The sequence below is a fragment of the Pannonibacter sp. Q-1 genome (assembly GCF_054073275.1).
Window position 1 is genome coordinate 22,504 of the sequence record NZ_JBSXNB010000002.1, and the last position, 22,141, is coordinate 44,644.

Genomic DNA, 22,141 nt, shown 5'->3' on the forward strand with positions numbered 1-22,141 from the left:
GGCTGGTTCTGAATTCAGGCGTCCGGTCTATGGTTCCGTTGATGGGGAACCATCGCCGGATGCGGGACCGTCAAACGGCGCTTATTTCTTGTTGGCCGTTACGTCGATCCCGAGGATCTGCGGCAGGCCCTGCGGCGCCATGACGGCCGTTCCGAAGATCTGCGCGATGGAGACCGGTGCAGACGGCTTTGCATCAGCCTGCAGCGACACCGGGTTGTCCAGGAACTCGGCAGCGGCGGTTGCCACCTTGGCCTGGAACTCCGGGTTCTGGAGTAGGGCAAGCATCATCGGCAGGCCGGTCTTGAGCTGGCTTACGACTGCGGCGCGGTCCGAACCGGCGGTCTTGGCCTGCTGGTCCAGCAGACGGTCGACGATGGAGCCGTTGTCGAAGCGCAGGCGCATGGAGTTGACCGTCAGCCCCTGGAGAATGGCCATGGCTTCTTCGCTGTTGTCCTTGGCGGCAGACAGCTTTTCGGCCACTTCCTTGGTGAAACCGCCGATCTGGACAGCGAGGGAAACACCGCCAATGTCAGCGGCGGTGATGTCCAGCTTCTGCAGATCCAGAACCCCGGTCACCGGATCCCACTTGAAGTCGGTCGACAGATCAGCGCTGACGGTCTCGTAACCCAGATCTGTCAGCTGCTTTTCCGAGGAGGCATCCATTTCCGATACGGCCATGGTCAGGCCGGAAAGGGTCAGTTCGCCCGAGGTCGGCAGGTTGCCTTCGCGGCTGTTGATGGCGGCATAGGCCGATTCCAGGCGCGCCTTGGTGATGTCGCCTTCCGTAATCTCGATGCCTTCGGCCTCGATGCTCTTGTAATCGGCCACATCCTCGAAGGACTTGGAGCCGTCGGCCGGGGGCAGGACCACCTCGCTGGCAACGAAAGAGGCCACAGAAACGGCCGTGCCCGTCTTGTCTTCCAGATAGGCTTCCTCGAAGGCGAGGCCGTCCAGGGTCATGGTGCCGTCAGCCTGCACCACACCGTTGGTCAGCGTGATGATGCCGATGGAGCCCGAGCCGTCATCCGGCGTCTTGCCTTCGAGGGCGACGTCTTCAATGGTGACCTCGCTGCCATCCTCAGAGACGCCGCTGACCGACAGAACCTTCACTTCCCCGGCTTCAAGACGGGTCAGGAAGGCGTCGGCAATGTCATTGCCGGTCGCTTCGAAGGCCAGTGCGCCGTGGGCCAGCACCAGGGTCATGACAGAAGCGCTGACACCGCGCATCAGAAAGGATCGCATTTGAAGCTCCAGATTGAGAACTGAAATCTAAACCGCCGGAACCATGTCCCAACCTTGCCATCCGGGTCCGTGACTTGCGTCACACACAGGTCTTTGGCCGGAACATGACCGTCCGTAAGGCAGGTTAAACTACTCCGGCATAACGGCTTTGTGAAATGATCTGTCAAAGGGGGCGATTTCACGGCGCTTTGCCGCGGCAGGCTCATACTTTTTGCCGGTGTGTGGAGGCCTTGCGCGCCTGCACAAATGCTTTGGCATTGTTTCCGCGTGAGCTAGAGTGCCGCTGATGGGTTGCACAGACGAGGTCTGCTGCGGCAAAAATCAGGGAACGGGGTGAAGGGCTTGCACATGAGGCAAGGCCTGATTCCCCGGCTGCCCCCGCAACTGTAAACGGCGAGCGACGCCCCGATGCCACTGGCCCCAAAAGGCTGGGAAGGCAGGCGAAGCAGTGAACCGTGAGCCAGGATACCTGTCCATCACATGACCGGGCGCAAAGCCCCACCCAGTCCCATGCGCGGCGGGCGCAGAAAGGAACGAGCATGCATATCGAAGAAGGCGTCGTTGAAGGCGCGAAGATCATCCTGAGTTATGGCACGGCGGCAGCGGCTTTCGGGCTTGCGGCAAAACTCGCCGTTGACGACCTGCGGACCAATGGCGGCGCCATTCCGCTTCTCCTGCGCAGCATCATGACGACTGCGCTTGTGTTCTGCTTCTTCGAGGTGCTGCCGCATCACCCCGTGGGCGTGTCGGAGGTGCATCTGATTCTCGGCTCGACCCTGCTGCTGCTGTTCGGGGCAGGGGCGGCGGCCATCGGCCTTGCGGCCGGGTTGCTGATCCAGGGACTGTTCTTTGCGCCCTTCGATCTGCCGCAATACGGCATGAATGTCACCACGCTGCTGGTGCCGCTCTTTGGCATCAGCCTGCTGGCGAAGCGAATCATTGCGCCGTCAACGCCTTATGTGGACCTGAAATATTCGCAGGCGCTGGCGCTTTCCACCGCCTATCAGGGCGGCATCGTCGCCTGGGTGGCCTTCTGGGCCATCTATGGCCATGGCTTCTCAGCGGAGAACCTGGCGGATGTGGCCAGCTTCGGTGCGGCCTACATGACCGTGATCATTCTGGAGCCGCTGGTGGATCTTGGCGTGCTGGCCGGTGCAAAAGCCTTGAAGCAGCTGAGCCGCAGCCCGCTGTTCAACGCAAGGCTTCATGTGGCGGGCTGAACCTTTGGCATGAGAAAGAGGCCGGGGGACTCCCGGCCTCCATGCACATGATCTGATCAAAAAGGATCGATGCCGATGCGGCCCAGCTTGTCCTGGGTCCAGCCGTCGCCCTTGCAGCCCTTGTAGGCGCCGCCGGAGGCGTAATCGAGCAGCTCGTCCGGCAGTTCATCAGCTTCGATGCGGCGCGGCAGAACCAGCACGATCTCTCCGGCGGCCTCTTCCAGAACGCGGATCGCAAGGCTGGGCACCGGATCCGTGCCGAGCAGATCCACGAGCGCTGCGTGCGGATCGCTCAGAAGCGCAGCGCGGAAGGCCGTGTCAGACTGTGCCTTACTGCGCAGTTCGGCTTCCAGCAGGGCGCGGGCTTTCTCGAACGGATAGGCGATGATCTCGCTCATGGTCGTCTCCTTGATTACCAGAGGCCGCGGCCCTCGATCGGTTTGAAGAACCCGATATCCCGCAGGCATTTGTCGAGGCTGCCGCCCGAGGCATAATCGAGCAGTTCATCCGGCAGCTCGTCTTCGGCGATGGAGCGCGGCAGCACGAGAAGCACCTCACCGGCCTGTTCCTCGACGACGCTGATCTTCATCGACGGGATCGGATCATTGCCGAACATCTCGCGGATGGCGGCATGCGGATTGCTCTTCAGCAGCTCGCGGAAGGCTGTGTCGGAAGTTGCCCTGGCAACGAGCGCAGCCTCGATGTGGGCACGGGCGCCGGCAACGGCATCTGTCATGGACGTCATGAATTTGGCCTCTGTTGTTAAATTGGCGTTCTGTTCATTTCTTGCAAAGCGCAGCGAAAATAGGATCTCCCTTGACTATGTAATCGGCATCTGGAGGCGAAAAGGGGCTCATGAAACCTCCACCAGAGGCATAATCAAGCAGCTCGTCCGGCAGCTCGTCCTGAGCGATCTTGCGGGGCAGAACGAGGGTGACCTCGCCGGCCTGTTCCTCGATGACGCGGATCTTGAGCGAGGGGATCGGGTCCACGCCAAGCAGCTGCTTCAGGGCAGCGCGCGGATCGCTCAGCAGCAGGGTGCGGAAGGCGGCATCTTCGCCGGCCTTCGCCAGCAGCGCTTCCTCGACATGCTGGCGGACGCGAGCCATCGGGTCTGTTGAACTGATCATGTGAATGGCCTTTTCCGTTTTGCTTGCTGCTTGTGGCGGCCAGCGCCGCCGCAAAATCCAAGCATTGACCTTTGAAATATCGTATTGTTCTGCCGTTGATCTGCGGGCTTCGCAGAGACGCCGGGAGGTGAAAAGCAACTCCGGAAAATCGAGCCGCGCATTACTCGGTGCGTGCCCGCTTTCTGATGTTTCTTTTCTATTGCATGGCTCACGGCTGATGGTGATTGGACCTGAAAAATTCCAAATCCTGCCACAGTTCGCTTGCCGGGATTTTTGCCGCAATCATGGCCTCGACAAGTGCCGCCGGAATGGAGGACGATTGCAACGCCCGCGAAGCCGCGCAAAGGATCAGGAGTCGCCGAACCATCATGCAGACCGGCATTACAACGCTTTCCGCCGTCCAGCTGTCCGCTGCCATCCATCAACGGCAGATTTCCTGTGTCTCCGTGATGGAGGCCTATCTGGAGCGGATCGGGCGGATCAATCCGCTGATCAACGCGCTCATCTATCTGCGCCCTGCAAGGGAATTGCTGGAAGAGGCGCGCCTGTGCGACCGGGAACTGGCGGATGGGCATTCGCGCGGCTGGATGCACGGGATGCCGCAGGCGGTGAAGGATCTGGCGGAGATGAAGGGGTTGCCGTGCTCATGGGGCTCGCCCCTGTTCCCCGGCTATGTGTCCCCGGCTGATTCCATTCACGTGGCGCGGGTGCGGGCGGCAGGGGCCATCTTCATCGGCAAGTCCAATACGCCCGAATTCGGGCTCGGCTCCCACACCCGCAATCCGGTCCATGGGGCAACCCGCAATCCGCATGATCCGGCGCGCAGTGCCGGGGGCTCCAGCGGCGGCGCGGCCGCGGCCCTGACGGCAAGGCTGCTGCCGGTGGCCGATGGCTCGGACATGATGGGCTCGCTGCGCAATCCGGCCGGGTTCAACAATGTCTACGGCTTCCGCCCCAGCTTCGGCCGGGTGCCGAACGGCAAGAGCCCGGATCTGTTCTTCAGCCAGCTTGGAGTCAACGGCCCCATGGGGCGCACGGTGGCCGACATGGCGCGGCTGCTGGAAACGCAGGCCGGATATGATCCGGTTGACCCGCTGTCGCTTGCCGATGAAGACCTTGCCTTGCGCGGAGCTGCCAATCTCACGGGCCGAAAGGTGGCCTGGCTGGGGGATCTGGGCGGCTATCTGCCGTTTGAGCCGGGCGTGCTGGAGGTCTGCCGCAAGGCGCTGGATGTGCTGTCCGCGATGGGTTGCGAGGTGGTGGAAGTGACGCCGCCGTTCGACTTTGCAAAGCTGTGGGAGTGCTGGCTCACCTTGCGCAGCTTCTCCGTCGCCAATGGCCTGCGCGGGTTCTACGACAAGCCGGAGGCTCGGGCGAAACTGAATGCGCAGATGCATTACGAGTTCGAGCTGGCCCTGGGCAAGAGCGCGGAAGACATTCACACCGCTTCCGTGGTGCGCACCAGCTGGCATGCCGCGATGCGGCGCATGTTCGAGACCTACGACTTCCTGATCCTGCCGTCGGCGCAGGTGTTTCCCTTCGATGTCAATCTGCCCTGGCCCAGTGAGATCGGAGGGCGGACGATGGACACCTATCACCGCTGGATGGAAGTGGTCATCGGCCCGACGCTGGCAGGCCTTCCCGTGGCTGCCGTTCCCGCCGGTTTTGGGACAGGCGGACTGCCGGCCGGTGTGCAGCTCATCGGCCCGCCAAGGGCGGACCGGCAGACGCTGGAATTTGCGCTGGCCTATGAGGAAGCGGCGGGGATCGGGACAGGCGGGCTGGAGTTGTGAGAACTACAATTACCAGCGCGGCGCGGTAAGGCGGCCTTCGGCATCCTCAGCCGCAGCGCGGCAGATGGCCTTGCCATCTTCCAGCTGCACCTGACCGGAGGCAACCAGCGCCAGCGCCTGCGGATAGATCTGGTGCTCGACACTCAGCACCCTTGCGCCCAGCGCCTCGGGCGTGTCGCCGGACAGCACAGGCACGGCGCCCTGCGCAATGATCGCGCCTTCGTCCATGCCGGGCGAGACGAAATGCACGGTCGCGCCATGCAGGCGCACGCCCGCTTCCAGAGCGCGCTCATGGGTGTGCAGGCCCTTGAAGGAGGGCAGCAGGGCAGGGTGGATGTTGATCATCCGCCCGTTCCAGCGTTCCACGAACCAGGGCGTCATCAGCCGCATGAAGCCCGCAAGCACCACCAGTTCGATGCCCTCCGCCACAAGCATGGCGTCCAGCTCACGCTCGAAGGATTCCCGGTCGCGGCCAAAGGTCTTGTGATCGAGAACCTTGGCCGGAATGCCAAAGCTTTCCGCCCGGGCAATGCCGCCCGCATCCGGCCGGTTCGAGACAACAAGGACGATCTCTGCCGGATAGGCAGGGTCCTTCGCAGCCTCGATCAGCGACAGCATGTTGCTGCCCCGGCCCGAAATCAAAACGGCGGTGCGCTTGCGGCTGACGGTCATGCGAAAATGCTGAGGTGATTGTCGAAGATGACTTCGCTTTCGCCTTCGGCACCGGCTTCCATGCGGCCGATCACGGCAACGGTCTCGCCTTCGGCTTCAAGGGCTGCCTTGACGGCTTCCACGCTGTCAGCGGAAACGGCCACGACCATGCCCGCGCCGCAATTGAAGGTGCGCAGCATTTCCTTTTCGGCAACGTTGCCGGTGTTGGCAAGCCAGCCGAAGACCGGGGGAACGGAAACGGCGGACAGATCGATACGCGCATTGATGCCTTTCGGCAGCACGCGCGGCAGGTTTTCGGGCAGGCCGCCGCCGGTGATATGCGCCAGCGCCTTGATGCCGGAGGTGGCCTTGAGGGCGGCCAGCAGTGGCTTCACATAGATGCGCGTCGGCGTCATCAGGGCTTCGCCCAGCTTACGGCCTTCCGCGAAGGGGGCGGCATCCTCATAGGTAAGGCCCGAAATTTCGACGATCTTGCGTACCAGCGAATAGCCGTTGGAATGGACGCCGGAGGAGGCGAGGGCAAGCAGAACGTCGCCTTCCTGCACATCAGGGCGAGGCAGCAGGCCATCGCGCTCGACAGCGCCAACCGCGAAGCCGGCAAGGTCATAATCGCCCTTGCCATACATGCCCGGCATTTCCGCCGTTTCACCGCCGATCAGCGCGCAACCGGCGATCTTGCAGCCCTCGGCAATGCCGCCGACGACGGCGGTTGCCGTGTCCACATCCAGCGCCCCGGTGGCGTAATAGTCGAGAAAGAACAGCGGCTCGGCGCCCTGGACGACCAGATCGTTGACGCACATGGCAACAAGATCGATGCCCACGGTGTCATGGCAGCCGGTGTCGATGGCGACCTTCAGCTTGGTGCCGACGCCGTCATTGGCGGCAACCAGCAGCGGATCGGAGAAGCCTGCAGCCTTCAGGTCGAAGATGCCGCCGAAGCCGCCGATGGCGCTGTCCGCGCCGGAACGGGCGGTGGCCTTGACCAGCGGCGCGATGCGCTTGACCAGAGCGTTGCCTGCGTCAATATCAACGCCTGACTGGGAATAGGTGAGGCCGTTCTTCCCCTGGCTGTCCTGCGCGCTCATGGGTCAAGTCTCCGTGCCGGTTGCGGTTTGCCAGCGCAATGCCCGATTTTCGGCCGCCTTGCAACGGCTGAGAAGGTGCACATCACGAAAAACCGCCGATTGCGCCCGCATGAGCCGTGGACGGCGGCGGCCAAGGGAGCAGGCGGGCAGCTTCCGGCTTGACCTTGCGGCCCGAAACTGCCCCTATCGCGCTCATATGCCCTGTGTTGCGGTGCATAACGGAGTTGCTTCATGACGTTACGCCGGCAGGTCCAGTTCTGGCTTCTGTCTCTCGCGGCCTTCATCCTGTTCATGATGGTCTTCAGCGCGGTTCTGCTGCCCTTCGTGGCCGGCATGGCATTGGCCTATCTGCTGGATCCGGTGGCAGACTGGTTCGAGCGCCGGGGCTTCAGCCGGCTTGCCGCCACGCTGATGATTTTGCTGCTGTTCGTCATTCTTCTCATTGTGGTTCTGGTGCTGCTCGTGCCGGTTCTGGGCAACCAGATGCTGGGATTTGTCGACCGGCTTCCCTCGCTGGTCCGCTCGCTGCAGGACCTCCTGACCGAGCAACTGGGCGACCGCCTCACCAAGTTCAGCGGCCTGAAGGTCGAGGACATGCAGTCGTCCCTTGGCGACATCATGGGCAAGGCCGCAACATGGATCGGCGGCGTGCTGAAATCGGTCTGGAGCGGCGGACAGGCGCTGATGTCGATCCTGTCGCTCTTCGTGGTGACGCCTGTGGTTGCCTTCTACATGCTGCTCGACTGGGACAACATGATCGAGCGCATCGACAGCTGGCTGCCGCGCCAGCATGCGGAAACCATCCGCGAACTGGCGCGCGAGATGGACAATGCCGTCGCCGGCTTCGTGCGCGGGCAGGTGTCCGTCTGCCTGCTGCTGGGCCTCTTCTATGCCGTGTCGCTGGTGATGCTGGGGCTGAATTTCGGCCTGCTGATCGGCATTGGTGCGGGGCTTGTCAGTTTCATTCCCTTTGTCGGCGCGGCGCTCGGGTTCATCGCCTCCATGTCGGTCGCGTTGGTGCAGTTCTGGCCCGACTGGCACTGGATTGCAGCGGTGGCAGCCGTGTTTGCCGTGGGGCAGTTTCTGGAAGGCAACATCCTGCAGCCGAAGCTTGTGGGCAGCAGCGTCGGCCTGCATCCGGTCTGGCTGATGTTTGCCCTGTTTGCCTTTGGATATCTCTTTGGATTTGTTGGTATGCTTGTGGCTGTTCCGGCGGCTGCCATGGTGGGCGTGCTTGCGCGTTTCGCGCTGAGGCAGTACCTAGCCAGTGCCCTGTACAAGGGCACGGGCGTTCCGGAACAGTCCGGAGCTTCTGACGAGTAGAGTTCAAAGCCCAAGAGACCATGGCTGACACACCGCGCCAGCTGCCCCTGATCCTGCCGCATGAGCAGGCCCTGAGCCGGGATGACTTCCTGGAAGGCGAGGCCAATCATGCCGCGCTGGAGATGATCGAGTCCTGGCCTGACTGGCCGGCCCCCGTCACCGTGCTGGCGGGGCCCGTGGGCAGCGGCAAGACGCATCTGGTGGAAATCTGGCGGGCGCTATCGGGGGCGGTGGTGATCCAGGCCCGTGACCTCACCTCTGAAAAGATGGCGGATCTGGTGGCGGCCGGGGCTGTTGCCGTCGAAGATGCCCATCGGGGCTTTGACGAGACGGCGCTGTTCCACCTCATCAATGCGGCGCGGCAGGCGGGAGCAAGCCTTCTCATCACCAGCCGCACGTGGCCGTCGAGCTGGCCGCTGACGCTGCCGGATCTGGTCTCGCGCCTCAGGGCTGCGACACCTGTGGAAATTCTGGAGCCGGATGACGGGCTTTTGCGCTGTGTCCTTGTGAAGCTCTTTGCCGACCGGCAGGTTGCCATTGACCAAGGGGTGGTGGACTATCTTGTCGTGCGCATGGAACGCTCGCTGGGCGTCGCGGGCCGTCTGGTGGCCGCGCTGGACGCAGAAGCACTGGCCGCCGGCAGCCGCATCACCCGCAGCCTTGCGGGCAAGGTGCTGGAGCGGCAGTCCGGCAAGGCCTGACGTCATTTGAAACGGGAGCAGCATTTTGGTTGACAGGGAAGAGACACCGGCAGCACCGCAAGCGGAGGGCGCCCAGCCTGTACCTCAGGCCAGGACAGCGCCGAATGGTGTTGATCCTGCGGCGGTGGAGCAGATGATGCAGTCGCCGGCCCGGTTCATGAACCGGGAACTCTCCTGGCTGCAGTTCAATCACCGGGTGCTTGAGGAATCCATCAACAAGGATCACCCGCTGCTGGAGCGCCTGCGCTTCCTGTCGATCTCGGCGAACAATCTCGATGAGTTTTTCATGGTGCGCGTCGCAGGCCTCAGGGGGCAGCTGCGCGCCGATGTGAGCCTGCGCTCCGACGATGGCCTGACACCGGCCGAACAGCTGGAGAAGATCGGCGCGGCCTGCCAGCGCCTGCAGAGCGAGCAGCAGCGCCTGTGGCGGCAGATCCGTTCGGAGCTGGTCGGCGCCGGCATCCGCATTCTGCTGGCGACAGACCTCACTGAGGCGGAACGCGACTGGCTGGAAGGCCATTTCCTTGCGCATATCTTCCCGGTGCTGACGCCGCTGGCGATCGATCCGGCGCATCCGTTCCCCTTCATTCCCAATCTCGGCTTCTCGCTGGTGTTCGAGCTGGTGCCGGTGAAGGGTGGACGCGGCATGACGGCGCTGATCCGCCTGCCGGCCCATATCGACCGCTTCGTCCGCCTGCCGGATCTGGGGCAGGGCGAGGGTGAGGTCCGTTACATCACCATCGAGAAGGTGATCGGGCTCTTCATTGGCCGCCTGTTCCCCGGCTACGAGATTCGCGGCAAGGGCACCTTCCGTGTCATCCGTGACAGCGATCTTGAAATTGAGGAAGAGGCGGAGGATCTGGTCCGCCTGTTCGAATCCGCCCTCAAGCGCCGCCGCCGCGGCTCGGTGATCCGGCTGGAGATCGATGCCAATGCCCCGGCCTCGCTCAGGGCCTTCGTCGCCAATGCGCTTGGCGTGACGGATAACGAGATTTTCCTGGTGGATGGCCTGCTGGCGCTGGACAACCTGTCCCAGCTGGTCGCCATGGACCGGGACGACCTGAAGTTCACGCCCTATACGCCACGCTTCCCCGAGCGCATCCGCGAGCATGGCGGTGATTGCCTTGCCTCCATCGTGCAGAAGGACATCATCGTTCACCACCCATACGAATCCTTCGATGTGGTGGTGCAGTATCTGCGCCAGGCGGCGCAGGACCCGGATGTGGTGGCCATCAAGCAGACGCTCTATCGCACCTCGAAGGACTCGCCCATCGTCAAGGCTCTGGCGGAAGCTGCCGAGGCCGGAAAGTCGGTCACGGCGCTGGTGGAGCTGAAGGCACGGTTCGACGAGGAAGCCAACATCCGCTGGGCCCGCGATCTGGAGCGGGCGGGCGTGCAGGTGGTGTTCGGCTTCATCGAGCTGAAGACCCACGCCAAGCTTTCCATGGTGGTCCGCCGCGAGAATGGCGAGCTGAAGACCTATGTGCACATCGGCACGGGCAACTATCACCCGATCACGGCACGCATCTACACGGACCTGTCCTATTTCACCGACGATCCGGAAATCGGTCAGGATGCGGCGCGCGTCTTCAACTACATCACCGGCTATGCGGAACCCGCCGAACTGAAGCGGCTCGCCGTTTCGCCCGTGACCATGCGCAAGCGCATCATGGAGCTGACGGAAGCCGAGATCGAACATGCGCGGGCAGGGCGGCCGGCGCAGATCTGGATGAAGATGAACTCGCTGGTGGATGCCGGCATCATCGATGCGCTCTACCGGGCAAGTCAGGCAGGCGTGCAGATCGATCTGGTGGTGCGCGGCATCTGCTGCCTCAGGCCCGGCATTCCGGGCCTTTCGGAGAATATCCGGGCCAAGTCCATCGTCGGGCGGTTCCTGGAGCACAGCCGCATCTTCTGCTTCGGCAATGGCCATGGCCTGCCTTCGCCGCAGGCGCATGTCTACATCGGTTCGGCCGACATGATGCCCCGCAACATCGACCGGCGCGTGGAGATCCTTGCGCCCATGCTGACGCCGACGGTGCATGAACAGGTGCTGGACCAGATCATGGTCGCCAACCTGCGTGACAATCAGCAGAGCTGGCGCATTCTGGCCGATGGCACCCACGAGCGCATCATTCCGGGACCGGGCGAGGAACCTTTCAACGCCCACCGGTATTTCATGACAAACCCTTCACTCTCGGGCCGTGGCAAATCGCTCAATGCTGACAGACCTAAACCCTTCATGGAGCGGCCAAAGCGTGGCTGATTCAAGCGAAAAGCATCCTCCGGCCCGCGGCCGTTTCAATGGCAGCGGGCCGGTCGCAGTGATCGACATCGGATCGAATTCGGTCCGCCTTGTCGTCTATGAACGGGAAGCGCGCTCCCCGACGATCCTGTTCAACGAAAAGGTGCTGGCAGGCCTTGGCCGCGGCATTGCCACCACCGGGGAACTTGCCGAAGAATCGACCGCTTCGGCCCTGGCGGCGCTGAGCCGGTTCCGGTTCCTGTGCAGCCACCTGGACGTAAAGGCGGTCTATGTGCTGGCAACGGCAGCCGCTCGTGATGCCAGCAATGGCGCGGCTTTCGTTGCCGAAGTGGAACGTGTGACCGGCCAGACGGTGCGCATTCTCAATGGCGCTGAAGAAGCCTATTACTCGGCTCTGGGCATCATGGCCGGCTTCTGGAAGCCGCATGGCGTCGTCGGCGATCTGGGCGGCGGCAGCCTCGAGCTGGTCAGCATCGGCGCCCGCGGCCCGGGCGAGGGGGAAACCTTCCCGCTGGGCGGATTGCGCCTGCAGGAAGCCTCGGGCGGGCGTATTCCGCGCGCCCAGAAGATCGTGGATGATGCGCTGGCGAAAGCCAACTGGCCTGCCCGCGCGGCGCGCCATACGTTCTATGCGGTCGGCGGAACCTGGCGCTCGCTGGCCCGGCTGCATCTCTTCCAGGCGGGCTATCCGCTGCATGTGATGCACAATTATGCCATTCCGGCCGAAGAGGCGATCGAGTTCTGCCGGGTGGTCTCCACCCGGGATGTGAACACGCTGGACTTCATCGACGTCATCTCCCGCCAGCGCCGCGCCCTCCTGCCCTTTGGCGCCATCGTCATGGAACGGGTGCTCAGGGCGATGAAGGCCGACCGGGTGGTCATGTCGGCCACCGGTGTGCGCGAGGGGCTGCTCTATGAGCATTTGCCGCCTGCCATCCGCCGTCAGGATCCGCTGCTGGAATCGGCCCGTGAGCTGGCGCATCTGCGCGCCCGTTCGCCGCAATATGCGGAGGAACTGATCACATGGACCGATCAGCTCATGCCGGTGATCGGGGTGGATGAAACCGAGGAAGAGCTGCGCCTGCGCCATGCGGCCTGTCTTCTGTCCGATATCGGCTGGCGCGCGCACCCCGATTATCGCGGCGAGCAGAGCCTCAACATCATTTCCAACGCAGCCTTTGCCGGTATCGACCATGCGGGCCGCGCCTATCTGGCGATGACGGTGTTCTTCCGCCATCAGGGGCTGATTGACGACGCCCTGTCGCCGCGTCTGCGCGAGCTGGCCCCGACCCGGCTGAAGGAGCGGGCGCGCATTCTGGGTGCAGCGCTGCGTGTGGCATCGCTGATCTCCGCCTCCATGCCCGGCACGCTGCTGAAGACCCTGATCCAGCGCGACGAGGACAGCCTGACGCTGACCTTGCCCGGCGAACTGGCGATGCTGGATGGCGAGCGCCTGCGCAAGCGTATGGTGCAATTCGCCAAGCTGGTGGGCGCCAAGGGTGAAGTTCTGCCGCTGCCGTGAGTGACTGAACTGACTGCGGCAGGATCGCTCGCAGTCAGTTGACGGTGACGGGCTCGTCGGCCGTGCGTGTCGCATCGGCGTGCAGGAGGGCCGCAGAGATGGTTTCCGGGCTTTCCGCTCCGGCAATCGCAAAGCGGCCGTCGATGATGAAGAAGGGCACGCCGGTAACGCCCATGCCGCCGGCCTGCTCGATCTGGCTGCGCAGCTTGGCAAGGTCGCTGTCCGTTTCCAGAAGCTGGGCAACAAGATCGGATTCCATGCCCGCTTCTGCCGAGATATCGACCAGCGTCGAGGCCTTGGACAGATCGCGTCCTTCGATGAAATAGGCCCGGAACAGCCGCTCCACCACGTCATCCTGCAGCCCGTCCGCCCGGGACCAGAGGATCAGGCGGTGGCTGTCGAGCGTGTTGGGGGACACGCGGATCCTGTCGAAGGCGAAGGCAATGCCTTCTTCCGTCCCTGCCGCGCTCACCTTCTGGTAGATGGCGGCTGCCTTGGCCGGGCCTCCGAATTTCTCGTTCAGATAGGTTTCCCGGTCCTTGCCTTCACGCGGAAGCGACGGATCGAGCTGGAAGGGATGCCAGCGCACTTCGATGTTGAGGTCCGGCACTTGCCGGATGGCTTTTTCGAGCCTGCGCTTGCCAATGTAGCACCAGGGGCACATGACATCTGAGATGACATCGACGGTAAGGGGCGGTTGTTCCGCCATGGCTGCCTCCTGGCTGCGGGCTCATGTAGGGTCAGGCTAGACAGACTTGTTGAGCCACGCAAGGGCAACCAGAACGGATATCCGCTGCACTGCTTACAAAAGGGTTGAGCCGAGAATGGCGTTGATGCGCCGCTTCAGGCTCGGTCCGGCCTGATCATGTTTCAGCACCGCCACAGGTCCCCGGCCCGCCACATAGCAGATGAGGTCCTCCTCCCGGCTGGTGGCATCGGCAATGGAGAGGATCGTGCCGGACAGATCGCCTGCGAGCTGGGTGACGGGGATATTGGCCGCGTCTGCTTCCGGGGACAGCCGCACCTCATCCAGCATCAGCCCGCGCAAGGCCGCCTGATCGGCGCTACGATGCAGATAAGCCTGATAGAGGGGCATGGGCAGGCCTTCCTCGCCCGCCTGCCGCAGCAGCCAGACACGGCTTTCCGCGAGCAGGCGGTCGGCGAGCCGGCGGCGCTTGCCCATGCGGATGGCGCTGGCAATCCTGGCTGACAGCATGGCCCGCGTCAGGTCACCATGCAGCACATCATTGGCGCCCATCTCGAACAGGGCCGCCACTTCCTGCCGGTCTTCGGCAAAGGCCAGCACGGGGATCTGGGAGAAGCGGGCATCGCGGCGGATGCGCTCGACCAGATCGAGGCTGTCGTCGATTCCGGCCTCGATGATCACCGCGTCGAACGCGCGCTGGGAGAGGTAGTTTTCCGCCATGTCGGCGGACAAGGCACCGATCAGATCCACATTTCTTGCGCGGGCGTCGAAGAGCTCGATGAAACGGCGGCCAAGGCCCGCGACCAGAAGGCTGGAGCCGCCCTGCTGATGCGGCGCAGAGCCATAGCTCGGCACGCGGCCAAAAACGAGCCGGCGGATGCGCGCCTCGTCACTGCGCAGGATGGCACGCTGGCGCGCACAGATCATGCGGAACAGGCTTGCTTCGGGGATATCCGCGTCAACAAGGCCATGGGAGCGGCGCAGCGGCAGGCCGACAGCACTTCCGGCGCCGCACAGGAGCAGGGCAGGAACCTCCACCGGCAGCTTGCTCTCGGCCCTCGCAAGCCGGGCGAGCGGCGCAAGCGTCTGGTCCAGCCGCACCACAACAGCTGCCGGCAGCTCTGTCAGCTCGTCATCGCTTGCCGTCAGAAGGTCGAGCTCACGCGGCCAGCCGGGAGCGCCAGCGCCAAACACCGGCTCCGGACCAATGCGCCAGACGGGCCCCTGCCAGACGAGGGCACTGTCGCCATCTCCGTCAAAGGCCGCCATTGATCATGCCACCTGCCGGTCCTGGCGCTGAAGCCGTGCCGCCAGCCGGTGCCGGTCGACGGTGCCATCCTCCTGCCTGGGGAGCGCCTGCAGCATCAGCACACGTGTGGGCACCTTGGCGAGGTCAACCCGTTCGGTGTCGAGCCAGGCAAAGAAGGCACGGGCATCGGGCGAGCAGCCGGGGCGCATGACAAGGGCCGCATGGAGCTTTGCGCCCAGGATCGGATCATCCACCAAAAAAGCGGCAGCCTCCGTCACCTCGTCATAGGCGGCGTAGATCTGATCGATCCCTTCCAGCGCGCCGGCGCCGGGGGCCAGTTCGCCCGGAATGCCGAAACCGGCAAGTCCGCCTTCAACGGGGATCACGGAAACGCCTGTCCGGAGAAAACCGGCCGCGTCAGTCAGTGGACCCGGCCCGGCCTTGCGGCCGGCCTTCCAGCCGGCATCGGCAACCATCGGGCCGCGGGCCAGCAGCTTGTGCGGGCTGCCATTCTCGCCGCCTTCCGTCTTGATCTCCAGGACGCCGGCGGAAATATCGGTTCCGGCCGGGGCGCCGAAGCTGCCAAGCGGAATGGGGTGGATGCGGGCCGACTTGCCGCGCAGCCTTGCGACCAGCGCATATTCATCCGCCACGTGCAGGTCCACCAGCTGGTGGCGCGGCACGAAGGTGGTGGCCTGCGGCGAGGAAATGCTCCAGCATGCAACGATGCTGGTGGACTTGCGGCCCAGCCGCACATCCAGCGCCTCGGCCAGCGGGCCGGGCGTCAGCACATAATCGGCTTCCACGGCCTCGGCATGGGCCGCAAGGCGCTGCAGCGAGGTGGGATGATGCAGGTGCATGGTGCCGCCGGACAGGAGCCATGGCACCAGCCCGGCGCCGACACCGGTCATGCCGCTGAAGGCATAAGGCACAACGATGCTGGCCCCATCCGGCAGGCGCGTTTCGAGATAGGGCATGAAGCCGGCCGCGATCCACTGATTGTGGCTGCGGGTCACGGGCATCGGCTCGGCGCCATTGCGCGACCAGGTGACCGTTGCCGTATGTTCCGCCGAATTGGGCCGTGACAGCTGCGGGGCGGGCATGTCGTCGCCCATCTCGGCAAGCACGGGCCCCAGTTCGATCAGCCCGTCCGGAATGTCCTTGCCCAGGCCAAAGACGAAGCGCAGGCTGAACAGCTCGGCTGCCACATCGCGGGCGGCATGGGCCACCTGCCTTGTCTCCAACCTGTCTGCTGCCACAAGGCCCTTGGCGCCGAGGCTGTTGAGCGCTTCCAGCACGTCCTTCTGCCGCCAGTGCAGGGGCAGGGGCGAGACGATCAGCCCGGCCCTCAGCGCGGCGAGAAAGGCAATCACCGTGTCCACGGTGTTCGGCGCCTGAATGCCGATCACATGGTCGGTGGACAGGCCGACGGCGGCATAGAAGGAGGCGAGCTTCTGGATCTCGCGCTCTGCTTCGGCATAGGTCAGCTGGCGGGCTTCACCGCCGGTCCAGGAGGAACGGTCGGGCGCGTCCACAAGGGCGAGCCGGTCCGGATTGGCGGCGGCCGTCTTGCGGAAGATCTCGTCGAGCGTCACGCGGCCCCAGAAAGCGCTGAGGCGGTTGCGTTCGATGGAGTCTGCAGGCGTTGTAATCATGATCCTGGTCCCTTGCCGGGTCTCAGTTGGCGCCTTCGGTTTTCCACCACGTCGTGGTTTCGAAACCGTAAATCGGGTCTATCTGAGGTGACGTGATTCTGGTCCAATGTCCAAGCCATTCCGCAGGCGGATGGAACAAGGGCACGGCGTAACGGCCTGAAATCAGAACACGGTCGAGCGCCCGGACGGCCGATATGAAGTCTTCCTTGCTGTGTGATGCGACCATCGCGGCGATCATAGCGTCAATCGCCGGCTCCTTTGCGCCGGTGATGTTGAACGAGCCGGGTGTATCGGCTGCGGCGATCGACCAGCGCCCCATCTGCTCGCCGCCGGGGGAGAGAGACGAGCTCCACATGTGGAACACCATGTCGAAGTCGAACTTGATGCGGCGGTCCTCGAACTGGGACGGGTCCACCGTGCGCACGTTTGCCTTGATGCCGATAACATCCAGATTGCGCGCATAGGCGAGGGCGATCTTCTCCTCGTCCTCGTTCTTGGTCATGATCTCGAAACTGACCGGCTGGCCATCAGGAGCTTTGAGGACACGCCCGTCGAGGGTGTAACCGGCCTCCTTGAGCACGGCCATGGCATCGCGCAGCACGGCCCGGTCACGTCCGGAGCCGTCGGTTTCGGCAGGGCGCCAGGTGCCATCCATCACATCCGGATCCACGACGCCGGGGAAGGGGGCCAGAAGCTCCTTCTCCCGCTCGCTGGCCGGATGGCCGATGGACGACAGCTCCGACTTGTCCCAGTAGCCGGCGGTGCGGTCATAGAGGCCCGCATAGAGATTGCGGTTGATCCATTCGAAATCGAACAGCATCGACAGGGCCTTGCGCAGGCGCTTGTCGGCGAAGACCGGGCGGCGCGTGTTGAAGGCAAGGCCCTGGATCACGGGCGGGATGCCCTTGACGATCTCCTTGCGCACCACCTTGCCTTCCTTCGCCGCCGGGAAGTCGAAGCCATTGGCCCAGCGGGAGGGATTGTTGAAGGGCAGCACATCGATCAGCCCCTTGCGGAAGGCTTCCTGCAAGGTGGTCTCGTCGCGGTAATATTCGATGCGGATCTCGTCGAAATTGTCCATGCCGCGCTTGGATGGCAGATCCTTGCCCCAGTAATCCGGATTGCGCCGGTACACGGCGCGGCGGCCGGGGACGATCTCGGCAAAGACATAGGGGCCGGTGCCAAGCGGCGGCTTCAGGCTGGACTTGTCGAATGTGTCCGGGTTCGTGGCGGCCTTGGAGAACATCGGCGCCAGCGCGATGAGCAGCGGCAGCTCGCGATTCTCGTTGTTCTTGAAGGTGAAGCGGACGGTTCTTTCACCGGTGACTTCACTCTTCTCGATCTCGGCATACCAGTTGCGGAAGGGCGGGCGGCCCTTCTCGCGCATGATATCGAGCGAGAAGATCACATCGTCGACCGTGAAGGGGCTGCCGTCCGAGAACCTGGCCTTCGGGTTCAGGCGGAATTCGATCCAGGACCGGTCTTCGGCCATGCGCACGGCCTCGGCGAGGTGGCCGTAAAGTGAGAAAGCCTCGGCGTTGGAGCGCACCATCAGGCTTTCGATGATGTTTTCGCCGAATTGCCGCTCCTTCATGCCGCGCGCGCTGGTGAAGCCGCCCTGCACCACGAAGGAATTGAGGCTGTCGAACGTGCCCTGCACCCCCAGCGTCAAAGTGCCGCCCTTGGGCGCATTGGGATTCGCATAAGGAAAATGTGAGTAGTCCGCAGGCAGGGCCGGATCGCCATGCATTGCGATTCCATGGACCCAGGGAGCCGGGTTTTCCTCACCCGCGGCAGCTGTTTCCGGGGTCTGAGCGCGGCAATCCTGCGTGAAGGTTAAACCGCCCGCTGCCAGCACAAAGACCGGAAAAGCCAGCGCAAACCGGCGGAAAGCCGTCATGCGTCCGGTCTTTCCAGAAACAGTTTTCAGGGAAAAAGCCATTGTGTGATGCATGTCCATCTTGATTCTGTCGCTGGAATGGTAACACACCAGTGGCTACCCGCGCATTCCGCGCCCGGAGATGCTGGAAATCCGCTCACGATGCGGTTAAACATGGGCCCGCGCAGGTGAAGGGTCACCCTGTTGCCGCAATCTTCCGGCATCGGGGCTGGTGATGTCGGCCAGCGTGGCGGCGGCAGTTCCGCTGGACGCGCGGGGCCGTGGGGAACGCAAGGCCTGGACGAGCGAACGCACAATCGAGGATGTTTCGAATGAAGAGTTTTCTGATGAGGGGGATGGCGGGCTGTGCGGTCGCTGCGCTTGCCATGCTTGGTGGCACGGCCGCCGTTTCGGCGCAGCAGGCCGAGGCAGATTCCCCCTGGGTCAAGGTGTGCAATACCGATCCGAACGTGAACAAGGAAATCTGCCTTGTGACGCAGGAGCTGCGGACTGCCACGGGCCAGTTCCTGTCGTCGGTTGCGATTCGCGAGATCGCCGGCGAAGCGCGCAAGACGCTGCTCATCGCCGTGCCGACCGGCATGCTGATCCAGCCGGGCATGCGCGTGCAGGTCGATGCCGGCAAGCAGACGGAAGCCAAGTACGGCATCTGCTTCCCGAATGCGTGCTATTCGGAGCTCGTCATTGATGATGCCTTCGTCGCCCAGCTGAAGAAGGGCTCCAAGCTCGTCATCACCGCCCTGAACCAGCAGGCAAAGCCGGTTCCGCTGGAACTGACGCTCGCAGGCTTCACCAAGGTCTATGACGGCGCCGCCATGGATGTGGGCGAGATCCAGAAGAAGCAGGAACAGCTTCAGAGCGAGCTGCAGCGCCGCGCTGACGAAGCCCGCCAGAAGCTGATCGACAAGCAGAAGGAACAGACCCAGTCGGGCAACTGATCGGCTGGTCTTTCCTTACATGAACACGAAACGCCGCGCGGGAAACCGGGCGGCGTTTTCATTTGGGCCTTGCAGATGCCGCAAGCGAGCCGCGCACGCCAGCCTGCCTAGTGCAGGCCGGTCGAGCGCGGCAGATAGGAGCCGTCATCCTGCTCTTCGAAGATTTCCTCGATCTGCGGATGGCGCACCGGTTCGCCCGTGTTGTCCGGCACGAGGTTCTGCTCGGACACATAGGCGACATATTCGGTTTCCTCGTTTTCCGCGAGGAGATGATAGAAGGGCTGATCGCGGCTCGGGCGGACATCCTCGGGGATGGCGTTCCACCATTCCTCGGTGTTGGAAAAGGTCGGATCGACATCGAAGATCACGCCCCGGAAGGGATAGACCTTGTGCCGGACGACCTGTCCGATCTTGAATTTTGCCGTACGCATGACTGTCACCGTGGCTTGAACCGGCGGAGACGCCCCATGGTGTGGAGGGGCACGATGCGGCGTCAGCGCGCGGTGAAGACTTTCCCTTATAATAGGGAACCGTCTAGAGTCCGTAAACCTCTGCAAACTTGGTGTCGCGCGCCGCAACAAGGCGTGCAAGGTCAACAATCACCTTGGCCTGTTTCCAGGTGGCATCATCCTGCATCTTGCCGTCGATCATCACGGCGCCGCTGCCGTCGGGCATGGCGTCCAGAATCCGGCGCGCAAAGGCGACTTCCGCCGGGTCCGGGCTGAACACGGTCTTGGCGATGTCCACCTGAGACGGATGCAGCGACCAGGCCCCAAGGCAGCCCATCAGGAATGCATTGCGGAACTGGGCCTCACAGGCCGCCGGATCGGAAAAGTCGCCGAAGGGGCCATAAAAAGCCTTGAGGCCGGCGGACATGCAGGCATCGACCATGCGGGCCACCGTGTAGTGCCATGGGTCCTGCTGCATGCGGGCGCGGGGCGCGCCGCTGCCGTCCTCATCCGCCAGCACCGCATAGCCGGGATGGCCGCCGCCGACGCGGGTCGTTTTCATGCCGCGCGAGGCGGCAAGGTCCGCCGGTCCGAGGCTCATGCCGTGCATGCGCGGAGAGGCCGTGGCAATGGCCTCCACATTCTTCACCCCCTCAGCCGTTTCCAGAATGGCATGAATGAGGATCGGCTTCGTCAGGCCCGCGCGGGCTTCAAGCTGGGCCAGCAGCTGATCGAGATAATGGATGTCCCAGGGGCCTTCGACCTTCGGCAGCATCACCACATCGAGCTTGTGCCCCACCGCCGGAATGATCTCCAGCATGTCGTCGAGAAACCACGGGCTGTTGAGGCAGTTGACGCGGGTCCAGAGCCCCGTGCTGCCGAAGTCATTCGCCCTGGCCATTTCGATGAAGCCATGCCGGGCTGCCGTCTTGGCATCGGCGGGGATGGCGTCTTCCAGATTGCCGAGGATCACATCCACCTGGGAAATGAGATCCGGGATCTTGGCACGGATCTTTTCCAGATGCGGCGGCACGAAATGGATCATGCGCTCCAGCCGCACCGGCAGGTCGCGGAAGGGCGCCGGCGCGCCAATGGCAAGCGGGGCATAAAAGGCGCGTGGTGTCTTCGTCATGCTGCGGCTCCTCCGGTCCTCATGACCCACAGCTATAGCATCATGGTGCGGAGCAGCAATTCACCGAAAGACGGAAGCGCAAGCAGCGGATCAGTCCGCCCACTTGCGGTGGATCCACATCCATTGCTCCGGCACTTCGCGGATCCAGGCCTCGAACTGGGCATGGATGGCGGCGGTCGTCGCCAGAATATCGGCCTCCTTGTCTCCATCGGAGGCCGGATCGATGCAGATGCCCTCGATGCGGAAGCGGGCGCCTTCCAGACGCACCACGCGGCCAATGACGATCGGCACGCCGCAGGCGCGGGCGAGGGTGGCCGGCACCGGCGTCGCATAGGCCTCCCGCCCGAAGAACGGCACTTTGACGCCGCGCCGCTCGCGCAGGTCCGCCATCAGCGCAAAGACGCCGCCGGAACGCAGAATGGACAGCAGCTTGCGCGCCGTCTGGTGCCCCTTGGAATAGAGACCGAGCGGATAGAGCGTGCCGCGCAGGCTGCGCAGCAAGGCATCGGAATAGGGGTTCTTCAGCGCCTGGTAGACGCCGGCCATCGGCAGGCCGCGCTGGAAGGCGGGCGTCACGCAAAGCTCCCAGCAGGCCGAATGCATCGACACGAAAACGCAAGGGCCTGCGCCATTGAGGATGGCATCGGTGCGCGCGTCCACCTGCAGCTCGAAACGGCTTTCATCGCGGATCATCCGGTCGATCTGGAAGGTTTCGGCGGTCACCCGGCCGAGATTGTCCCACATGCCGTCGATGATCTGGCGGCGCTCTGAAGCCGTCAGCTCCGGCATGGCCAGTTCCAGATGCTTCAGCGCCCGCTTGTGGCGCTTGTTGAGCGGGGCAAGCTTGCGCCACAGAAAGCCCATGGCAGCCGACGCCCGGTCCACCGGCACGAGGCGGAACAGGAACACAACAGCCGCCAGCACGGCCCATTCAGCCTTCAGTGCGAGAGTGCGGAACGGAGAGCGCGGGGGCATGGGCAGCGGTCGGATCCGGATCATGGCCGGCAGGGCATGCACGTATGGCACATGTGTCCGGCCGGCGCGTCACATAGCCAGAGGGTTCATTGACCGTCTGGCGCGAACAGGTTAGGCGTGGATTACCCAAGCCACATGCCGGTTGCAAGCGGCAGATCCTCTGACGCTGCGCATTCCTCACCCTGT

20 protein-coding genes and 1 riboswitch are annotated in these 22,141 nt (G+C 63.6%); of the genes, 7 read left to right on the top strand and 13 right to left on the bottom strand.

From position 1 onward, the window contains the following. Window positions 1-81: 81 nt before the first annotated feature. Window positions 82-1,242: a hypothetical protein gene (locus tag ACVNHC_RS04075; protein ID WP_457166504.1), complete on the bottom strand. Its 1,161-nt coding sequence runs from the start codon at window positions 1,240-1,242 to the stop codon at window positions 82-84. Window positions 1,243-1,513: 271 nt separating this feature from the next. Beyond that, window positions 1,514-1,733, top strand: a riboswitch (cobalamin riboswitch). Window positions 1,734-1,781: 48 nt separating this feature from the next. Between ACVNHC_RS04075 and ACVNHC_RS04080 the strand changes: the two genes are divergently transcribed. Next, on the top strand, window positions 1,782-2,462 hold the full coding sequence (locus ACVNHC_RS04080) for an energy-coupling factor ABC transporter permease (protein WP_122520120.1): 681 nt from the start codon (window positions 1,782-1,784) through the stop codon (window positions 2,460-2,462). Window positions 2,463-2,518: 56 nt separating this feature from the next. On the opposite strand, the gene ACVNHC_RS04085 is transcribed toward ACVNHC_RS04080, so the two are convergent. From ACVNHC_RS04085 to ACVNHC_RS04095, 3 genes are read right to left on the bottom strand one after another with little or no spacing between them, the layout of a single operon-like run. Continuing rightward, complete coding sequence (locus ACVNHC_RS04085) at window positions 2,519-2,860, bottom strand: NHLP leader peptide family natural product precursor (protein ID WP_457166505.1); 342 nt, start codon at window positions 2,858-2,860, stop codon at window positions 2,519-2,521. Window positions 2,861-2,874: 14 nt separating this feature from the next. Continuing rightward, window positions 2,875-3,207 (bottom strand): NHLP leader peptide family natural product precursor, encoded by a 333-nt coding sequence (locus ACVNHC_RS04090; protein WP_457166506.1) that lies wholly within the window; start codon window positions 3,205-3,207, stop codon window positions 2,875-2,877. Between the two features lie 34 nt (window positions 3,208-3,241). Continuing rightward, window positions 3,242-3,874 carry an NHLP leader peptide family RiPP precursor gene (locus tag ACVNHC_RS04095; protein WP_457166507.1) on the bottom strand — a complete coding sequence of 211 codons (633 nt, stop codon included), beginning with the start codon at window positions 3,872-3,874 and terminating at the stop codon, window positions 3,242-3,244. A gap of 86 nt (window positions 3,875-3,960) precedes the next feature. Between ACVNHC_RS04095 and ACVNHC_RS04100 the strand changes: the two genes are divergently transcribed. Next, entirely contained in the window at window positions 3,961-5,385 is a 1,425-nt protein-coding gene (locus ACVNHC_RS04100) for an amidase (RefSeq protein ID WP_457166508.1), read from the top strand. Window positions 5,386-5,394: 9 nt separating this feature from the next. Here the strand turns inward: ACVNHC_RS04100 and purN are convergent, their stop codons facing one another. Further along, the gene (gene purN, locus ACVNHC_RS04105; protein ID WP_457166509.1) at window positions 5,395-6,057 is read right to left on the bottom strand and encodes a phosphoribosylglycinamide formyltransferase; all 663 of its coding nucleotides are present in this window, start codon (window positions 6,055-6,057) and stop codon (window positions 5,395-5,397) included. Then, complete coding sequence (gene purM, locus ACVNHC_RS04110; protein WP_457166510.1) at window positions 6,054-7,142, bottom strand: phosphoribosylformylglycinamidine cyclo-ligase; 1,089 nt, start codon at window positions 7,140-7,142, stop codon at window positions 6,054-6,056. Before purM ends, purN begins: the two co-directional genes overlap by 4 nt. Window positions 7,143-7,373: 231 nt before the next feature. On the opposite strand from purM, the gene ACVNHC_RS04115 reads away from it, so the two are divergent. From ACVNHC_RS04115 to ACVNHC_RS04130, 4 genes are all read left to right on the top strand, one after another. Beyond that, entirely contained in the window at window positions 7,374-8,465 is a 1,092-nt protein-coding gene (locus tag ACVNHC_RS04115) for an AI-2E family transporter (RefSeq protein WP_050471472.1), read from the top strand. Window positions 8,466-8,485: 20 nt separating this feature from the next. Further along, entirely contained in the window at window positions 8,486-9,166 is a 681-nt protein-coding gene (locus ACVNHC_RS04120; protein ID WP_457166511.1) for a hypothetical protein, read from the top strand. A 133-nt stretch (window positions 9,167-9,299) separates the two neighbouring features. Next, window positions 9,300-11,432 carry an RNA degradosome polyphosphate kinase gene (locus ACVNHC_RS04125; protein WP_050471849.1) on the top strand — a complete coding sequence of 711 codons (2,133 nt, stop codon included), beginning with the start codon at window positions 9,300-9,302 and terminating at the stop codon, window positions 11,430-11,432. Beyond that, window positions 11,425-12,954, top strand: coding sequence for a Ppx/GppA phosphatase family protein (locus tag ACVNHC_RS04130; protein WP_050471474.1), 1,530 nt, complete (start codon window positions 11,425-11,427; stop codon window positions 12,952-12,954). Before ACVNHC_RS04125 ends, ACVNHC_RS04130 begins: the two co-directional genes overlap by 8 nt. A gap of 34 nt (window positions 12,955-12,988) precedes the next feature. Here the strand turns inward: ACVNHC_RS04130 and ACVNHC_RS04135 are convergent, their stop codons facing one another. The 4 genes from ACVNHC_RS04135 to ACVNHC_RS04150 all read right to left on the bottom strand — a co-directional run bounded on the left by ACVNHC_RS04135 (window position 12,989) and on the right by ACVNHC_RS04150 (window position 18,464). Beyond that, window positions 12,989-13,663 carry a DsbA family oxidoreductase gene (locus ACVNHC_RS04135; protein ID WP_457166512.1) on the bottom strand — a complete coding sequence of 225 codons (675 nt, stop codon included), beginning with the start codon at window positions 13,661-13,663 and terminating at the stop codon, window positions 12,989-12,991. A gap of 93 nt (window positions 13,664-13,756) precedes the next feature. Continuing rightward, complete coding sequence (locus tag ACVNHC_RS04140; RefSeq protein ID WP_058899796.1) at window positions 13,757-14,929, bottom strand: PleD family two-component system response regulator; 1,173 nt, start codon at window positions 14,927-14,929, stop codon at window positions 13,757-13,759. Window positions 14,930-14,932: 3 nt separating this feature from the next. Further along, on the bottom strand, window positions 14,933-16,564 hold the full coding sequence (locus tag ACVNHC_RS04145; protein ID WP_457166513.1) for an AMP-binding protein: 1,632 nt from the start codon (window positions 16,562-16,564) through the stop codon (window positions 14,933-14,935). A 22-nt stretch (window positions 16,565-16,586) separates the two neighbouring features. After that, the gene (locus ACVNHC_RS04150; RefSeq protein ID WP_457166514.1) at window positions 16,587-18,464 is read right to left on the bottom strand and encodes an extracellular solute-binding protein; all 1,878 of its coding nucleotides are present in this window, start codon (window positions 18,462-18,464) and stop codon (window positions 16,587-16,589) included. A gap of 311 nt (window positions 18,465-18,775) precedes the next feature. On the opposite strand from ACVNHC_RS04150, the gene ACVNHC_RS04155 reads away from it, so the two are divergent. Further along, window positions 18,776-19,399: an invasion associated locus B family protein gene (locus ACVNHC_RS04155; RefSeq protein ID WP_050471479.1), complete on the top strand. Its 624-nt coding sequence runs from the start codon at window positions 18,776-18,778 to the stop codon at window positions 19,397-19,399. A gap of 107 nt (window positions 19,400-19,506) precedes the next feature. Here ACVNHC_RS04155 and hspQ read toward each other — a convergent pair whose 3' ends face one another. The 3 genes from hspQ to ACVNHC_RS04170 form a co-directional block, all read right to left on the bottom strand. Then, window positions 19,507-19,830, bottom strand: coding sequence for a heat shock protein HspQ (gene hspQ / locus ACVNHC_RS04160; protein ID WP_050471480.1), 324 nt, complete (start codon window positions 19,828-19,830; stop codon window positions 19,507-19,509). A gap of 103 nt (window positions 19,831-19,933) precedes the next feature. Continuing rightward, a complete protein-coding gene (locus tag ACVNHC_RS04165) occupies window positions 19,934-20,980 on the bottom strand; it encodes an HpcH/HpaI aldolase/citrate lyase family protein (protein WP_058899793.1) in 1,047 nt (348 codons plus the stop codon). A 90-nt stretch (window positions 20,981-21,070) separates the two neighbouring features. Then, a complete protein-coding gene (locus tag ACVNHC_RS04170; RefSeq protein ID WP_457166515.1) occupies window positions 21,071-21,955 on the bottom strand; it encodes a lysophospholipid acyltransferase family protein in 885 nt (294 codons plus the stop codon). Window positions 21,956-22,141 lie beyond the last annotated feature (186 nt).

What these genes read in the sequence shown, in the direction of transcription:
- ACVNHC_RS04075 (WP_457166504.1), bottom strand. Translation starts at nt 1,242, where the DNA reads ATGCGATCCTTTCTGATGCGCGGTGTCAGCGCTTCTGTCATGACCCTG.
- ACVNHC_RS04080 (WP_122520120.1), top strand. Translation starts at nt 1,782, where the DNA reads ATGCATATCGAAGAAGGCGTCGTTGAAGGCGCGAAGATCATCCTGAGT.
- ACVNHC_RS04085 (WP_457166505.1), bottom strand. Translation starts at nt 2,860, where the DNA reads ATGAGCGAGATCATCGCCTATCCGTTCGAGAAAGCCCGCGCCCTGCTG.
- ACVNHC_RS04090 (WP_457166506.1), bottom strand. Translation starts at nt 3,207, where the DNA reads ATGACGTCCATGACAGATGCCGTTGCCGGCGCCCGTGCCCACATCGAG.
- ACVNHC_RS04100 (WP_457166508.1), top strand. Translation starts at nt 3,961, where the DNA reads ATGCAGACCGGCATTACAACGCTTTCCGCCGTCCAGCTGTCCGCTGCC.
- purN (WP_457166509.1), bottom strand. Translation starts at nt 6,057, where the DNA reads ATGACCGTCAGCCGCAAGCGCACCGCCGTTTTGATTTCGGGCCGGGGC.
- purM (WP_457166510.1), bottom strand. Translation starts at nt 7,142, where the DNA reads ATGAGCGCGCAGGACAGCCAGGGGAAGAACGGCCTCACCTATTCCCAG.
- ACVNHC_RS04115 (WP_050471472.1), top strand. Translation starts at nt 7,374, where the DNA reads ATGACGTTACGCCGGCAGGTCCAGTTCTGGCTTCTGTCTCTCGCGGCC.
- ACVNHC_RS04120 (WP_457166511.1), top strand. Translation starts at nt 8,486, where the DNA reads ATGGCTGACACACCGCGCCAGCTGCCCCTGATCCTGCCGCATGAGCAG.
- ACVNHC_RS04125 (WP_050471849.1), top strand. Translation starts at nt 9,300, where the DNA reads ATGATGCAGTCGCCGGCCCGGTTCATGAACCGGGAACTCTCCTGGCTG.
- ACVNHC_RS04135 (WP_457166512.1), bottom strand. Translation starts at nt 13,663, where the DNA reads ATGGCGGAACAACCGCCCCTTACCGTCGATGTCATCTCAGATGTCATG.
- ACVNHC_RS04140 (WP_058899796.1), bottom strand. Translation starts at nt 14,929, where the DNA reads ATGGCGGCCTTTGACGGAGATGGCGACAGTGCCCTCGTCTGGCAGGGG.
- ACVNHC_RS04145 (WP_457166513.1), bottom strand. Translation starts at nt 16,564, where the DNA reads ATGATTACAACGCCTGCAGACTCCATCGAACGCAACCGCCTCAGCGCT.
- ACVNHC_RS04150 (WP_457166514.1), bottom strand. Translation starts at nt 18,464, where the DNA reads ATGACGGCTTTCCGCCGGTTTGCGCTGGCTTTTCCGGTCTTTGTGCTG.
- ACVNHC_RS04155 (WP_050471479.1), top strand. Translation starts at nt 18,776, where the DNA reads ATGAAGAGTTTTCTGATGAGGGGGATGGCGGGCTGTGCGGTCGCTGCG.
- hspQ (WP_050471480.1), bottom strand. Translation starts at nt 19,830, where the DNA reads ATGCGTACGGCAAAATTCAAGATCGGACAGGTCGTCCGGCACAAGGTC.
- ACVNHC_RS04165 (WP_058899793.1), bottom strand. Translation starts at nt 20,980, where the DNA reads ATGACGAAGACACCACGCGCCTTTTATGCCCCGCTTGCCATTGGCGCG.
- ACVNHC_RS04170 (WP_457166515.1), bottom strand. Translation starts at nt 21,955, where the DNA reads ATGCCCCCGCGCTCTCCGTTCCGCACTCTCGCACTGAAGGCTGAATGG.